14 protein-coding genes and 1 rRNA gene are annotated in these 14,458 nt (G+C 72.4%); 3 read left to right on the forward strand and 12 right to left on the reverse strand.

Going from position 1 to position 14,458, the window contains the following annotated elements:
- From K2F47_RS38600 to argC, 12 genes are all read right to left on the reverse strand, one after another.
- Window positions 1–92, reverse strand: a 16S ribosomal RNA gene (locus tag K2F47_RS38600); the annotation flags it as partial.
- 644 nt (window positions 93–736) lie between these two features.
- Window positions 737–2,014, reverse strand: a complete 1,278-nt coding sequence (gene tyrS / locus K2F47_RS38605) for a tyrosine--tRNA ligase (protein ID WP_242911213.1) — start codon at window positions 2,012–2,014, stop codon at window positions 737–739.
- A gap of 94 nt (window positions 2,015–2,108) precedes the next feature.
- Window positions 2,109–2,564: a hypothetical protein gene (locus tag K2F47_RS38610; RefSeq protein WP_242911214.1), complete on the reverse strand. Its 456-nt coding sequence runs from the start codon at window positions 2,562–2,564 to the stop codon at window positions 2,109–2,111.
- A complete protein-coding gene (locus tag K2F47_RS38615) occupies window positions 2,557–3,192 on the reverse strand; it encodes a DNA-3-methyladenine glycosylase (RefSeq protein ID WP_242911215.1) in 636 nt (211 codons plus the stop codon). Before K2F47_RS38615 ends, K2F47_RS38610 begins: the two co-directional genes overlap by 8 nt.
- Before the next feature lie 131 nt (window positions 3,193–3,323).
- Window positions 3,324–4,730 carry an argininosuccinate lyase gene (gene argH / locus K2F47_RS38620; protein ID WP_242911216.1) on the reverse strand — a complete coding sequence of 469 codons (1,407 nt, stop codon included), beginning with the start codon at window positions 4,728–4,730 and terminating at the stop codon, window positions 3,324–3,326.
- 153 nt (window positions 4,731–4,883) lie between these two features.
- Entirely contained in the window at window positions 4,884–6,086 is a 1,203-nt protein-coding gene (locus tag K2F47_RS38625; RefSeq protein ID WP_242911217.1) for an argininosuccinate synthase, read from the reverse strand.
- 47 nt (window positions 6,087–6,133) lie between these two features.
- A complete protein-coding gene (locus tag K2F47_RS38630; protein WP_242911332.1) occupies window positions 6,134–6,655 on the reverse strand; it encodes an arginine repressor in 522 nt (173 codons plus the stop codon).
- Window positions 6,656–6,663: 8 nt separating this feature from the next.
- Window positions 6,664–7,578 (reverse strand): ornithine carbamoyltransferase, encoded by a 915-nt coding sequence (gene argF, locus K2F47_RS38635; protein WP_242911218.1) that lies wholly within the window; start codon window positions 7,576–7,578, stop codon window positions 6,664–6,666.
- Between the two features lie 2 nt (window positions 7,579–7,580).
- Window positions 7,581–8,807 (reverse strand): acetylornithine transaminase, encoded by a 1,227-nt coding sequence (locus K2F47_RS38640; RefSeq protein ID WP_242911219.1) that lies wholly within the window; start codon window positions 8,805–8,807, stop codon window positions 7,581–7,583.
- On the reverse strand, window positions 8,804–9,769 hold the full coding sequence (gene argB / locus K2F47_RS38645; RefSeq protein ID WP_242911220.1) for an acetylglutamate kinase: 966 nt from the start codon (window positions 9,767–9,769) through the stop codon (window positions 8,804–8,806). The genes K2F47_RS38640 and argB overlap by 4 nt, the downstream gene beginning before the upstream one ends.
- A complete protein-coding gene (argJ, locus tag K2F47_RS38650; RefSeq protein WP_242911221.1) occupies window positions 9,766–10,923 on the reverse strand; it encodes a bifunctional glutamate N-acetyltransferase/amino-acid acetyltransferase ArgJ in 1,158 nt (385 codons plus the stop codon). Before argJ ends, argB begins: the two co-directional genes overlap by 4 nt.
- Complete coding sequence (argC, locus tag K2F47_RS38655; protein WP_242911222.1) at window positions 10,920–11,948, reverse strand: N-acetyl-gamma-glutamyl-phosphate reductase; 1,029 nt, start codon at window positions 11,946–11,948, stop codon at window positions 10,920–10,922. The genes argJ and argC overlap by 4 nt, the downstream gene beginning before the upstream one ends.
- A 165-nt stretch (window positions 11,949–12,113) precedes the next feature.
- Between argC and K2F47_RS38660 the strand changes: the two genes are divergently transcribed.
- The 3 genes from K2F47_RS38660 to K2F47_RS38670 are packed head-to-tail and all read left to right on the forward strand — an operon-like array spanning window position 12,114 to window position 14,433.
- The gene (locus K2F47_RS38660) at window positions 12,114–12,632 is read left to right on the forward strand and encodes a MarR family winged helix-turn-helix transcriptional regulator (protein WP_242911223.1); all 519 of its coding nucleotides are present in this window, start codon (window positions 12,114–12,116) and stop codon (window positions 12,630–12,632) included.
- Window positions 12,633–12,652: 20 nt separating this feature from the next.
- The gene (locus tag K2F47_RS38665) at window positions 12,653–13,597 is read left to right on the forward strand and encodes an ABC transporter ATP-binding protein (protein WP_242911224.1); all 945 of its coding nucleotides are present in this window, start codon (window positions 12,653–12,655) and stop codon (window positions 13,595–13,597) included.
- A complete protein-coding gene (locus K2F47_RS38670) occupies window positions 13,594–14,433 on the forward strand; it encodes an ABC transporter permease (RefSeq protein WP_242911225.1) in 840 nt (279 codons plus the stop codon). Before K2F47_RS38665 ends, K2F47_RS38670 begins: the two co-directional genes overlap by 4 nt.
- The last annotated feature ends 25 nt before the right edge of the window (window positions 14,434–14,458 follow it).

A 14,458-nucleotide genomic window follows, 5' to 3' on the forward strand; every position in this document is an offset into this window, starting at 1 on the left:
CGAGTACCCCCGAAGGGGCCTTTCCGCTCGACTTGCATGTGTTAAGCACGCCGCCAGCGTTCGTCCTGAGCCAGGATCAAACTCTCCATCAAGGCCACACGACCACCCAGGGGGCGAACCCCAAGCAGCCAAACCTCAGAAGAAAATCCCAGCAAACACCAACCCCAAATAGGGCTGGCATATTGCCTCAAAGAAATCCCCAGCCCTCAACCACCCTCCGAAAAGGGAGTTCAGAGCCACGGGGCGACCCGACCAAACATGGCCGGGCCGATAAAGGCACTGGCTTTTAACACGCTGTTGAGTTCTCAAGAAACGGACACCCACCGCGCCGAACCCGCTTCCGCGAGCCCCGCTCCGGGGCAACCCTTCTATGCTATCCGAAGCGCCCGGTATGTCAAACTGTGGGCTCTTTGGCACCTCACGTCCCATTTGGGCAGGAGAAAGTCCCGCCCAGCTGGTCTGTGGAGGTGTCCCCTTGGGGCCGGCCACCGTGTCGGCGTCCCGCTCCCCCGTGGGGCGTTTAGAAGATTAGGTCCCGTCGGCGGGACCGTCAAATCACCCTCCCAGCGGCATGAAAGGCCTGGTCAGAGTATGTTTTCGGACCTTTGAACATGCCCACCGGCCGTCGCCCGTAACCGCACTGTGACGTTTACTTGCCGAACTTTGGGCGCGCGATGACGGACGCCCGCCCGGCGCGAGCCGAGCGGGCGTCCGTTCTTCGCAGGTCAGACGTGCTTCACTCCGACGTCACCTCGACGCCGCCGACGTTGCGCTTCCCGCGCCGCAGGACGAGGAAGCGACCGTGCAGGAGGTCGGTCGCGGCGGGCGCCGCGTCGTCCGACTCGACCTTGGCGTTGTTGAGGTAGGCGCCTCCCTGGGCGATCGCGCGGCGCGCCTCGGACTTGCTCTTGCACAGGCCCGTGGCGGCCAGGAGGTCGGCGACGGTCGGCAGGGCGCCCGGCGGGACCTCGGTGCGCGGAACCTCCGCGAGCGCCGACTTCAGCGTCCGTTCGTCCAGCTCCTCCAGGGCGCCTTGGCCGAACAGGGCGCGGGACGCGGCCACGACCCGGGCGGTCTCGTCGGCACCGTGGACGAGCGTGGTCATCTCCTCGGCGAGCGCCCGTTGCGGGGCGCGGGCCGCGGGGCGGCCGACGCCCTGTTTGATCAGGTCCTCGATCTCCTCGCGGGAGCGGAAGCTGAACGCCTTGAGGTACATCTCGACGTCCCGGTCGTCCGCGTTGATCCAGAACTGGTAGAACGCGTACGGCGGGGTCAGCTCGGGATCGAGCCAGTACGTCTCGCCGCCGGCGGTCTTGCCGAACTTGGTCCCGTCCGCCTTCGTGAGCAGCGGCGTGGTCAGTGCGTGCGCCGTGCCGCCCTCGACGCGGCGGATGAGGTCCACCCCGGCGGTGAGGTTGCCCCACTGGTCGCTGCCGCCGGTCTGGAGGACGCACCCGTACCGGCGGTGCAGCTCCAGGAAGTCCATCGACTGGAGCAGGACGTAGCTGAACTCGGTGTAGCTCATCCCCGTGCTGTCGAGGCGGGCCTTGACGGTCTCGCGGGCGAGCATGCGGTTGACCGGGAAGTGCTTGCCGATGTCGCGCAGGAACTCGATCGCGGACATCGGTCCGGTCCATTCGAGGTTGCTGACCATCGTCGCGGCCGTCGGGCCGTCACCGAAGTCCAGGAACCGCGCGACCTGGGCGCGGACGCGCTCGACCCAGCCGGCGACGGTCTCCTCGGAGTTCAGCACGCGTTCGGCGCTCTTGCCGCTCGGGTCGCCGATCAGGCCGGTGGCGCCGCCGACCAGGCCGAGGGGCCGGTGCCCGGCCCGCTGGAAGCGCCGCAGCAGGAGGATCTGCATCAGGTTGCCGAGGTGCAGCGAGGGGGCCGTCGGGTCGAACCCGCAGTACAGCGTGACCGGTCCCGCGGCGAGCAGCGCCCGCAGTTCGTCCAGGTCGGTGGACTGCGCGATCAGGTCGCGCCACGCGAGATCGTCCAGGATGTCGGTCACGGTCTTCCTCGTCTCCGGCTTGCTCTGTGGTGGTCGCCGGGCGGGCCCGGCGTGTCCAGGGTGCCCCGGCCCGTCGGCGTCTGGCCAACGATATTCAATGCCCGGTGTAGGCGCGGGCGGGGACGAACACGTCGTGTCCCGAGGTGAAGGCCACCCGGACGCCCGTCCGGTCCCAGTGGACGTTCTTGATGGCGGGCCGCTCGGAGAACCCCCGGTCCAGGCGGACCCAGTGCCCGTAGGCCGGGTCGCGGCGGCCCGACACGATCATGCCCACGAATAGGTCGTAGTACCGATGCCGATGCAGGATCTTGCTGCGGTTGTCCTGGACGGCGACGAAGTACCGGACGGACGCCTCGCCCTTCGGCGGCGGCTGCCTCGACTCTCCGGACTCGCTGATCGACGCGCCGTAGGAGTCGACGCCCAGCGTGACCGCCAGGAGGAGGACGGCCGCGACCAGGCCGCCGCCGGCCCACCGCCGGCGTCTGGACCACGGTCGAGGGTGCGGCGGGCCGCCGGCCGCAAGCGAAGCCGGCGGGGCCGGGTCAGTCATCGGCGACGACCTTCTTGCGCTTCCTCGGGACGTGCGGACGGTACGGGGAGACGCTCGGGTCGCCGTCGATCCAGAACCGCCAGGGCACGTCCTTGGCGCCGTTGACCCCCGTCCGGGGCCCGGTCCTGATGAGCGCGGGGTCGGCGGGCTCGCCGACGTGGACGGTCAGCGGCCCGCCCGGGGAGCACACGTCGAGGCCGTTCTGCTCGCGGGCGATGCCGAGCGCCTGGCAGAGCCGCGCGGGGCCGCGCGCCAGGTCGCGGACGGACGAGCGGGGCCGGCGCGCCCGCGCCGTCTCCTCGCCCGCGACGATCTCCCCGGCGCGGAGCAGGACCGCCGAGGAGGTCCCGTCGGGTCCGCAGACGATGTTCATGCAGAAGTGCATGCCGTAGGTGAAGTACACGTAGGCGAAGCCGGGCGGCCCGAACATGACGGCGTTGCGCGGTGTCGGCCCGCGGTAGGCGTGGGACGCGGGGTCCAGGGGCCCCGCGTACGCCTCGACCTCGGTGAGCCGGACGGCGACCTCGCCGGCGGGGGTGCGGTGCCGGAGCACCTGTCCGAGCAGGGCGGGCGCGACCTCGTCCACCGGGCGGTCGAGGAAGTCCCGTGGCAGCAGCGCTCCGTTCATCGCCTCACCGTGGGTCGTGGGGTGGATCCGGCGGGCGCCCTCGGCCCGGGACCGAGGGAACCGCCGGGCGTCCGCAAAAGCCTAAGGGCGTTCCGGGGTGCCCTCAGCCGTCCAGCCGACCCCGGCCGGGCCTACGAGGCCCACGCGGCGTGGTCGTTGACCTCGGCGCGCAGGTTGTCGATCTGCTCACGGACGCGCTCGGGGGCGGTGCCGCCGTAGGCCTTCCGGGACGCGAGCGCGCCCTGCACGTTGAGCACCTCGCGCACGTCGGGCGTCAGCGACGGGGACACCTTCGCGAGCTCGTCGTCGGTGAGGTCGCCGAAGTCCTTGTCGTTGACCTGGCACCAGACGACGAGGTGCCCGACGATCTCGTGGGCGTCGCGGAACGCCACGCCCCGGCGGACGAGCAGCTCGGCGAGATCGGTGGCGAGGGCGAAGCCGTCGGGGGCGAGGGCCTCCAGGCGCTCGGTGTTGACCCGCATGGTCGCGATCAGCCCGGACATGGCGGGCAGGACGAGCAGGAGCGTCTCGACGGCGTCGAAGGCGCCCTCCTTGTCCTCCTGGAGGTCGCGGTTGTAGGTGAGCGGCAGGCCCTTGAGCGTCGTCAGCAGGCCGACGAGGTGGCCGATGAGGCGGCCCGCCTTGCCGCGCGCCAGCTCGGCGACGTCGGGGTTCTTCTTCTGCGGCATGATCGACGACCCGGTGGCGTAGGTGTCGTCCATCTCGATCCAGCGGAACTCCTGGGACGCCCAGAGGCAGATCTCCTCGCCGAGGCGCGACAGGTGGACGCCGGTCAGCGCGGCGGCGAACAGGAACTCGGCGACGAAGTCGCGGTCGGCGACGGCGTCCATGGAGTTGGCGGCGGCGGCGTCGAAGCCGAGCTCGGCGGCGGTGGCCTGCGGGTCCAGCGGCAGCGAGGACCCGGCGAGGGCGCCGGAGCCGAGCGGGGACACGGCGGCGCGGCGGTCCCAGTCGCGGAGCCGGTCGATGTCGCGTGTGAGCGGCTGGACGTGCGCGAGCAGCTGGTGGGAGAACAGCACGGGCTGGGCGTGCTGGAGGTGGGTCATGCCCGGGGCGGCCACGCCGAGGTTGTGCTCGGCCTGCGCGATCAGCGCGGTCTCCAGCTCGACCAGCCGGGAGACGATCTGGCGGGCGTGGTCGCGCAGGTACAGGCGCAGGTCGGTGGCGACCTGGTCGTTGCGGCTGCGGCCGGCGCGCAGCTTGCCGCCGAGGGTGCCGAGGCGTTCCAGCAGGCCGCGTTCGAGGGCGGTGTGCACGTCCTCGTCGGCGACGGCGGGACGGAACTCTCCGGACCGGCAGGCGGCCTCCAGGTCGTCCAGCGCGCCGAGCATGCGCGTCAGCTCGTCGTCGGTGAGCAGCCCCGCCCGGTTGAGGACGCGGGCGTGCGCGCGGGAGCCCATCAGGTCGTACGGGGCGAGCCGCCAGTCGAACTGGACGCTCACCGAGAGCCGCGCGAGCGCGTCCGCCGGGCCGCCTTCGAACCGGCCGCCCCACAGTCGCGTCGGTGCCTTGGTCACGGAGATCCTCTTCTTCCCACCGCTGTGCGTGTCGTGTTCCTGCCATCCCACCACGGCTGTCCGCCGCGGGGCATGGGCAAACGGTATCCGGGGCGCGCCGCCGCCGGGGACACCCCCCGCGGCGCCGCGCCCCGGCTGAGAGCCGGGCGGCGGTCAGCCGGCCTGGTCCCGGTCGCGCTTGGCGGCGATCTTGCTGGGCAGGCTCCACAGCTCGACGAAGCCCTTGGCGAGGCTCTGGTCGAAGGTGTCGCCGGTGTCGTAGGTGGCGAGGTCGTAGCTGTACAGGGACGCGTCGCTGCGCCGCCCGGTGACGACGGCGCGGCCGCCGTGCAGGGTCATCCGGATCTCGCCGGACACCTGCCGCTGCGCGTCGGCGATGAACGCGTCGAGGGCGTCCTTGAGCGGCGAGAACCAGAGGCCGTCGTAGACGAGCTCGCCCCACCGCTGGTCGACCGACCGCTTGAAGCGGGCGAGGTCGCGTTCGACGGTGACGCTCTCCAGCTCCATGTGCGCGGTGATCAGCGCGATCGCGCCGGGCGCCTCGTACACCTCGCGGCTCTTGATGCCGACGAGCCGGTCCTCGACCATGTCGATGCGGCCGACGCCCTGGGCGCCCGCGCGCCGGTTCAGCTCGTCGATGACCTGGTACGGGGTGAGCGGGCGGCCGTCCAGCGCGACCGGGACGCCGGCGGCGAAGGTGATGACGACCTCGTCGGCCTCGCGCGGCTGCGCGGGGTCGGCGGTGTAGTCGTAGACGTCCTCGATCGGGCCGTTCCAGATGTCCTCCAGGAACCCGGTCTCGACGGCGCGCCCCCACAGGTTCTGGTCGATGGAGTAGGGCGACTTGGCCGACACGTCGATCGGCAGGCCCTTCTCCTCGGCGAACGCGATGGCCTTGTCGCGCGTCCAGGCGAAGTCGCGGGCGGGCGCGATGACCTTCAGGTCGGGGTTGAGGGCGGACAGGCCGGCCTCGAAGCGGACCTGGTCGTTGCCCTTGCCGGTGCAGCCGTGCGAGACCGACGTCCCGCCGAACTCCTTCGCGGCCGAGACGAGGTGCTTGACGATCAGCGGCCGGGACAGCGAGGACAGCAGCGGGTAGCGGTCCATGTAGAGGGCGTTCGCCTGGAGCGCGGGGACGCAGAAGTCCGCGGCGAACTCCTCCCTGGCGTCGACGACGACGGCCTCGGCCGCGCCGCAGGCCAGCGCCCGGTCGCGGATGGCGTCGAGGTCCTCGCCGCCCTGGCCGACGTCGACCGCCACCGCGATGATCTCGCCGCCGGTCTGCTCGGCGAGGAACGGGATCGCCACGGAGGTGTCCAGGCCCCCGGAGTACGCGAGTACGACGCGCTCGCTCATGGTCGTCATCTCCTGTGAGAAAAGTGTCCGATGGTGGAAGGGCGGGGTCAGGGGGCCGTCGGCCCCTGACTTCGTCGCTCGCGGCCGCCCGCCAGCTTGAGCAGCGACTCGGCGACGTGCTCGCCGCCCTGCGGGTCGCGGGCGATGACGAGGATCGAGTCGTCGCCGGCGACGGTGCCGAGGATCGAGGGCCATTCGGCGTGGTCGATCGCCGACGCGAGGTACTGCGCGGCCCCAGGCGGGGTCCGCGCGATGACGAGGTTGGCGGACGCCTCGGCCGACACCAGCAGCTCCGCCGCGATCCGGCCGAGCCGTCCGGTGAAGGTCTCGGCAGTGCCGGTGCGGGCGCGCCGGATGCGCTCGCCGCCCTCGCCGGGGACCGCGTAGATGAGCGTGCCGTCGTCGGCGCGGAGCTTGACCGCGCCGATCTCCACGAGGTCGCGCGAGAGCGTGGCCTGGGTGACCTCGACGCCCTCGTCGACGAGCAGCTTCGCCAGCTCGCCCTGGGAGTGGACGGGGTGCCGGGTCAGCAGCTCGATCACCCGGGCGTGCCGGGCGGCCTTGGTCATGGGGGTCGTCACGAGCGCTCCAGCAGCCACGTCAGCAGGGCCTTCTGGGCGTGCAGCCGGTTCTCCGCCTCGTCCCAGACGCGGCTGCGGGGGCCGTCCAGGACGGACGCGGCGATCTCCTTGCCCCGGTAGGCGGGCAGGCAGTGCAGGACGATCGCGGCGGGGTCGGCGAGGGCGAGCAGCTCCTCGCCGACGGCGTAGGGGTCGTACAGGGAGGTGTCCTTGCCCTCCTGCCCCATCGACACCCACGTGTCGGTGGCGAGGACGTCGGCTCCGGCGGCGGCGCGCTTGGCGTCGTCGGTCACGGTGACCGAGCCGCCGGTCGCGGCGGCGATCTCGGTGGCGCGGGCGACGACGGCGGCGTCCGGGGGCTGGGCGGCGGGCGCGCCGATCCGGACGTGCATCCCGGCGGTGGCGCAGCCGAGCAGGTAGGAGTGGGCCATGTTGTTGGCGCCGTCGCCGAAGTAGGCGAGGGTGGCGCCGGCGAGGGCGCCCTTGGCCTCCCGGACGGTCTGGAGGTCGGCGAGGATCTGGCAGGGGTGGAACTCGTCGGTGAGGGCGTTGACCACCGGGACCGTGGTGCCGGCGGCCATCTCCTCGATGCGCTCCTGCCTGGACGTCCGCCAGACGATGGCGCTGACCTGCCGTTCCAGGACGCGCGCGGTGTCGGCGATGGGTTCGCCGCGGCCGAGCTGGCTGGATCCGGCGTCCATGACCAGGGCGTGGCCGCCGAGTTCGGCGACGCCGGTGGCGAACGAGATCCGGGTGCGGGTGGACGGCTTGTCGAACAGGACGGCGACCGTCCTCGGGCCCTCCAGCGGCCGCAGCGCGAACCGGTCGGCCTTGGCCCGGACGGCGAGGTCGAGCACCTCGGCCTGCTCGGCGGGGGCGAGGTCGTCGTCGCGGAGGAAGTGCCTGGTCACGGTCAGCTCTCCTTCGCGTGAGGGTGCGCGGGCGTGAGGGCGGCGGACGCCGCGTCGAGGATCGAGGGGAACGCGGCGACGAACGACTCCGCCTGCGCGGCGGTGAGGACGAGCGGCGGCGCGATCCGCAGCGCGTCGGGCTGGAGCGCGTTGATGAGGAATCCGGCGTCGCGGGCGGCGGCCTCCACGGCGGGGGCGTGCGGCCCGGTGAGGACGGTGGCGAGCCACAGCCCGCGGCCCCGGACGCCCGCGAGCAGCGGGTGCTCGACGGCGGCGAGCCCGCTGCCGAGGACCTCGCCCACGGCGGCGGCGTTGCCGAGCAGGCCGTCCTTCTCGATCGTGTCGAGGACGGCGAGGGCGGCGGCGGCGCCGACCGGGTTGCCGCCGAACGTGCTGCCGTGGTCGCCCTTGGCGAACAGGTCGCCGTGCTCGCCGAACGCGACGCACGCGCCGATCGGCAGGCCGCCGCCGAGGCCCTTGGCCAGCGTCAGGATGTCGGGCTTGGCGTTCTCGGCCTGGAAGGCGAACCAGGCTCCGGTGCGCCCGATCGCGGCCTGGATCTCGTCCGCGACCAGCAGCGCGCCGGCGGCGTCGCAGATCTCGCGGGCGGCGGCGAGGTAGCCCTCCGGCGGGGGGACGACCCCGGCCTCGCCCTGCGTGGGTTCGAGGAACACCGCCGCGCAGTCCTCGGCGACGGCGGCCTTGAGCGCTTCCGCGTCCCCGTAGGGGACGAAGGTCACGTCCAGCGCGAACGGTCCGAACGGCTCGCGGATCGACGCCTTGCCGGTCAGCGACAGCGCGCCCATGGTGCGGCCGTGGAACCCGTTCTCGGTCGCGACGAAGCGCGCCCGCCCGTGCGCCCGGCCGTACTTGATCGCGAGCTTGAGCGCGCACTCGTTGGCCTCGGTGCCGCTGCTGGTGAGGAACACGCGGCCGTCGCCGTCCAGCAGGCCGCGCAGCCGCTCGGCGAGCAGCACCTCGGGCTCGTGCAGGAACAGGTTGGAGGTGTGCGCCAGCGTCGCGACCTGCGTGGACACGGCCTCGACCAGCGCCGGGTGGGCGTGCCCGAGGGAGCTGACCGCGATGCCGGCGATCAGGTCGAGGTACGCGCGGCCGTCGACGTCGAAGACCCGGGCGCCCTCGCCGCGCGCCAGCGCGAGCGGCGGGACGCCGTAGTTGGGCATGAACGCGGCCTCGTACCGCGTCCTGAGGTCGTCGTTCGCGGTCATGACGCCGTCCCCTGGGGGGTGGGCAGCACCATCGTGCCGATCCCTTCGTCGGTGAAGATCTCCAGCAGCAGCGCGTGCGGGACGCGGCCGTCCAGCACGTGGGCCCGCGGGACGCCGCCGCGCACGGCGGACAGGCAGGCCTCCATCTTCGGCACCATCCCCGCCGACAGGCCCGGCAGCAGCTCCGCCAGCTCGTCGGTGGTGAGGCTGTCGATCACGTCCTCGCTGTTCGGCCAGTCGGCGTACAGGCCCTCGACGTCGGTGAGGACGACGAGCTTCGCGGCGTCGAGCGCGACCGCGACGGCCGCGGCGACGGTGTCGGCGTTGACGTTGAACACCTCGCCGTCGTCGCCGCGCGCGATGCTGGACACGACCGGGATCCGGCCGTCGTCCAGCAGCGCCTTCAGCGCCCCGACCTGCACCTCGACGATCTCGCCGACCTGGCCGATGTCGACGGGCTCGCCGTCGACGAGCGCGCGCTTGCGCTCGGCGGTGAACAGGTTGGCGTCCTCGCCGGACATGCCGAGCGCGAACGGGCCGTGCCGGTTGATGAGCCCGACGACGTCGCGCTGCACCTGCCCGGTCAGCACCATCCGGACGACCTCCATGGCCTCCGGCGTCGTGACCCGCAGCCCGGCGGTGAAGGTGGAGTCGATGCCGTTGCGGGCGAGCGCGGTGTCGATCTGCGGGCCGCCGCCGTGCACGACGACCGGCCGCAGGCCCGCGTAGCGCAGGAACACCACGTCCTCGGCGAAGGAGTGGCGCAGCGCCTCGTCGGACATCGCGTGCCCGCCGTACTTGATCACGACGGTCGCGCCGTGGAAGCGCTCCAGCCACGGCAGCGCCCTGATCAGCGTCTCCGCGCGGCGCTGCGGCTCGCCGCGCGCCCCGGCCCGCGGCTCGGTCCGCGTCTCGTTCTGCGTCTCGGTCTGTGTCTCGGTGCTGGCGGTCAGGTCGCTCATGTCGAGTACGCCGAGTTCTCGTGGACGTACTCGGCGGTGAGGTCGGTCGTCCAGACCGTCGCGGCCGCCGAGCCCGCCGAGAGGTCGACGGTGATCGTCACGTCCCGGGGGCGCAGATCCACGCGGTCGCGGTCGTCGCCGAACGAGCCGTTCCGGCACACCCACACGCCGTTGATCGCGACGTTGATCCGGTCGGGGTCGAAGACCGCGTCGGTGGTCCCGACGGCCGACAGGACCCGGCCCCAGTTCGGGTCCTCGCCGTGGATGGCGCACTTGAGCAGGTTGTTGCGGGCGATCGAGCGCCCGACGGCGACCGCGTCGTCCTCGGACGCGGCGCCGACGACCTCGATCGCGATGGCCTTGCTCGCGCCCTCGGCGTCCACGAGCAGCTGCCGGGTGAGGTCGGCGCACACGTCGGTGACGAGCGCGGTGAACTCCTCCTCGCCGGGGACGACCCCGGCGGCGCCGGAGGCCAGCAGCAGGACGGTGTCGTTGGTGGACATGCAGCCGTCGGCGTCGAGCCGGTCGAGGGTGGCGCCGGTCGCGGCGCGCAGCGCCCGGTCCAGCGCGGCGGCGGGCAGGTCGGCGTCGGTGGTGATGACGCACAGCATCGTCGCCAGCGACGGGGCGAGCATGCCCGCGCCCTTGGCCATCGCGCCGATCCGGTAGCCGCCCTCGCCCTGCCGGAAGGCGATCTTGGCGACGGTGTCGGTGGTGCGGATCGCGTCGGCGGCGGCGAGCCCGCCGTCCCCGCGCGACAGCTCGGCGGCGGCCTTGCCGACGCCGGGCAGCAGGACGTCCATCGGGAGGCGCTCGCCGATCAGGCCGGTGGAGCAGACCGCGACCTCGCCGGCCGAGTCCTCCAGCGCGGCGGCGACGGCCTCGGCGGTGGCGTGGGTGTCCTGGAAGCCGGACGCGCCCGTGCAGGCGTTCGCGCCGCCGGAGTTCAGCACGACGGCGTGGACGCGGCCGCCCTTGATCACCTGCTCGGTCCACAGGACGGGAGCGGCCCTGACCCGGTTGCGGGTGAAGACGCCGGCCGCCGCGCGCGACGGCCCGTCGTTGACGACGAGGGCCACGTCGCGGGCGCCGTTCTCCTTCAGTCCGGCGACGACGCCTGCGGCGCGGAAGCCCTGGGGGGCGGTGACGCTCAAGGGGACACTCCGATCGTGGTCAGCCCGAGTTCTTCCGGAAGGCCGAGGGCGAGGTTGGCGCTCTGCACGGCGGCGCCGCCGGTCCCCTTGGTGAGGTTGTCGATGGCGGCGACGGCGACGACGCGCCCGGCGGCCTCGTCCAGGGCGACCTGGACGAGCGCGGTGTTGGCGCCCAGCGTCATGGACGTGGCGGGCCATCGCCCCTCCGGCAGCAGGCCGAGGAACGGCTCCCCCGCGTAGGCGGACTCGTAGGCGGCGCGGAGCGTCGCGGCGGTGACGCCGGGACGGGCCTTGGCGGTGCAGGTCGCGAGGATGCCCCGGCTCATCGGCGCGAGCGTCGGGGTGAAGGAGACCGTGACCTCCTCCCCCGCGACGGCGCTGAGGCCCTGGACCATCTCGGGCGTGTGGCGGTGCGTCCCGCCGACGGCGTAGGCGCCGACCGAGCCCATGACCTCGCTGCCGAGCAGGTGCGGCTTGAGCGCCCGCCCGGCGCCCGAGGTGCCGGACGCGGCGACCACGACCACGTCGGGCTCGGCGAGCCCGGCGGCGAACGCGGGGAACAGCGCGAGGTCGACCGCCGTCGGGTAGCAGCCGGGGACCGCGATCCGCCGGGCGCCGCGCAGCCGCTCGCGCTGGCCGGGCAGCTCGGGCAGGCCGTAGGGCCAGGTGCCGGCGTGGGGCGTCCCGTAGAAGCGCTCCCAGGCGGCGGGGTCGGTGAGGCGGTGGTCGGCGCCGCAGTCGACGACCAGGACGTCCTCGCCCAGCTCGGCGGCGAGCGGCCCCGACTGCCCGTGCGGCAGCGCCAGGAACACCACGTCGTGCCCGGCGAGGGTCTCGGGGGTGGTCTCGGCCAGGACGCGCCCGGCCAGGGATCGCAGGTGGGGCTGGTGCTCGCCCAGTTCGGTGCCCGCGTTGGAGCCCGCGGTCAGCGCGCCGATCTCGAACTCTGGATGTCCCGCCAGGAGGCGCAGCACCTCGCCGCCCGCGTAGCCGCTGGCGCCGGCGACGGCCGTCCGGATTCCCATCTCACACTCGCCCTTCGGAAGCAATGAGCAAGAGTATGCAGGAGCGTGGATGACTATTCAACGCCGGAACGGCCGATCCCACCCCACTGAGACCAGCACCACACCGAAGTACTTAGGAATCTAATGATTTGACACCTAAACATCAGGGCCCTAATAATCCCGGGCATGGACACCCGCCAGCTCGGCTTCGGGGACCTCACGGGCCTCGGGCCGATCGAGCAGTGGCCCGTCGGCCGCCTGTTCGCCCTCGCGTCCCGCATGTCGGGCCCCGTCGTGTCGCGGCTCATCGAACGGCACGGCGTCAGCCCGGTCGGGTTCTTCACCCTGCGCATGCTCCTCGCCGAGGACGGGCTGCGGGCCGGGGAGATCGCCAAGCGGATGCTCATCACCCCCGCGTCGGCGACCTCGGTCGTCGACACCCTGGAACGCAACGGACACGTGGAACGGCGCCGCTCGGAGAGCGACCGGCGCGCCGTGCTCGTCTACATCACCGAGGAGGGGCGGCGGCTGCTCGTCGAGAAGGGCCCGCCCATCGGCCGCGACCTTTGGCACCTCTACGACGTCGTCGACGAGCCCGACGCGCCCGCCGTCCGGCGGTTCCTGGTCAACCTGATCAAACGCTTCGAGGAATATCCGGTGGCGATCCCCGAGGATCGGCCGGAAGCGAAGGGAGACGGCGCGTGAGCGCACCCCCCGGATCCGCCGTGAGCACGACGGACCTGAAGAAGACCTACCCCGCCTCCGGCCCCCGGCCGGAGGTGCACGCCGTCCGCGGCATCGACCTGGACGTCCCGAAGGGCGAGTTCTTCGGGCTGCTCGGCCCGAACGGCGCGGGCAAGTCCACCACGATCGGCATGCTCACCACGCTCGTCGTCCCGACCGGCGGCAGCGCTCGGGTCTGCGGGCTGGACGTGGTGAGGAACGCGGTCGAGATCAAGCGGCGCATCGGCGTCGTCTCGCAGAACAACACCCTCGACAGCGACCTGACCGCGGGCGAGAACCTGGAGTTCCGCGGCCGGTTCTTCGGGCTGAGCGCCCGCGACGCGCGGCGCCGCGCCGACGAGCTGATGGAGCTGTTCGAGCTCACCGACCAGCGCGGCGGCAACCCGTTCGAGATCTCGGGCGGGCAGGCCAAGCGCTTCATGATCTGCCGCGCGCTCATGCACGGCCCCGAGGTGCTGTTCCTGGACGAGCCGACCGCCGGGCTCGACCCGCAGACCCGCACCAACCTGTGGGAGGTGCTGCGCGGCCTCCAGGCGGGCGGCCAGACGATCGTGCTGACCACCCACTACATGGAGGAGGCCGAGGCGCTCTGCGACAAGGTCGCGGTCGTCGACCACGGCAGGATTCTCGCCAGCGGCACGGTGGACGAGCTGAAGAGCGGCGCCGGCACCGACACCGTCATCACCGTCGTCTACGACGCGCCGGCCCCGGAGGAGATCAAGGCCCTCGGCGACCGGGACGGCATCAGCAAGGTCGAGATCAACGACGGGCAGGTGCGGGTGTTCGCCGCCGACCACGAGGGCGTGCTCGGCGAACTCGTCGCGATCGGCGCCGCGGCGGGCGTCGGCGTCACCGACGCGACCCAGCTCCGCCCCAGCCTGGAGACCGTCTTCCTCACCATCACCGGAAGGGACTACCGCGAATGAGCTCCCACGTCCTCACGCCGCCGCCCCCCGCCAGGGCGACGGTCCCCCGCACGTTCGCCGCGATGATGGCGCGCGAGGCGCGGGTGATGCGCAAGAACTTCCTGTCGACGTTCCTGCGGGTGCTGGTGCAGCCGGTGATGTTCGTGTTCGTGTTCGCCTACGTCCTGCCGAAGCTCGGCGGCGGCGCGATGGCGGGCGGGCCCGGCGGGCCGACGTTCTCCACGATCCTCGTGCCCGGCCTCGTCGGCTCGTCCATCATCATGCAGGCGATGATGGCGGTGATCTTCCCGCTGATGATGGAGCTGAACTGGCAGAAGTCGATCACCGACCGGGCGCTGGCGCCGATCCCGGTGCCGCTGCTGGCGATCCAGAAGATCGTCGCGGCGGCGGCGCAGGGGCTGATCGGCGGCGTCCTGGTGTTCCCGGCGGTGCTGTTCATCCACGCCGACGGGCAGGCCCCGAAGGTCCACGTCGGGAACTGGCCGATCCTGATCCTCGTGATGGTGGCCGGGTCGCTGCTGTCGGCCGCGGGCGGGCTGCTGCTCGGCACGCTGCTGAACCCGCAGAAGGTCCAGATGCTGTTCGCGCTGGTGCTGCTGCCGATGACCATGCTCGGCTGCGTGTACTACCCGTGGTCGGCGCTGGAGGACATCCGCTGGCTCCAGATCCTCAGCCTCGTCAACCCGCTGGTGTACGTCAGCGAGGGCCTGCGCACCGCCCTGACCCCCGGCATCGACCACATGCCGGCCTGGGCGTTCCTGCTCGCCATCGTCGGCGGCACGGTCGTGCTGTCCTGGGCGGCGACCCGCACCTTCACCAAACGCGTCCTCACCTGACCGGATCCGGCCCGGCCCCCGGGGC

This window comes from Actinomadura terrae (assembly GCF_022751215.1).
Taxonomy (GTDB): domain Bacteria; phylum Actinomycetota; class Actinomycetes; order Streptosporangiales; family Streptosporangiaceae; genus Spirillospora; species Spirillospora terrae.

Bases quoted from the DNA above. Each gene is read 5' to 3' on its own strand.
- K2F47_RS38610 (WP_242911214.1), bottom strand. From the start codon at position 2,564: ATGACTGACCCGGCCCCGCCGGCTTCGCTTGCGGCCGGCGGCCCGCCG.
- K2F47_RS38615 (WP_242911215.1), bottom strand. From the start codon at position 3,192: ATGAACGGAGCGCTGCTGCCACGGGACTTCCTCGACCGCCCGGTGGAC.
- K2F47_RS38625 (WP_242911217.1), bottom strand. From the start codon at position 6,086: ATGAGCGAGCGCGTCGTACTCGCGTACTCCGGGGGCCTGGACACCTCC.
- K2F47_RS38630 (WP_242911332.1), bottom strand. From the start codon at position 6,655: ATGACCAAGGCCGCCCGGCACGCCCGGGTGATCGAGCTGCTGACCCGG.
- K2F47_RS38640 (WP_242911219.1), bottom strand. From the start codon at position 8,807: ATGACCGCGAACGACGACCTCAGGACGCGGTACGAGGCCGCGTTCATG.
- argB (WP_242911220.1), bottom strand. From the start codon at position 9,769: ATGAGCGACCTGACCGCCAGCACCGAGACACAGACCGAGACGCAGAAC.
- argC (WP_242911222.1), bottom strand. From the start codon at position 11,948: ATGGGAATCCGGACGGCCGTCGCCGGCGCCAGCGGCTACGCGGGCGGC.
- K2F47_RS38660 (WP_242911223.1), top strand. From the start codon at position 12,114: ATGGACACCCGCCAGCTCGGCTTCGGGGACCTCACGGGCCTCGGGCCG.
- K2F47_RS38670 (WP_242911225.1), top strand. From the start codon at position 13,594: ATGAGCTCCCACGTCCTCACGCCGCCGCCCCCCGCCAGGGCGACGGTC.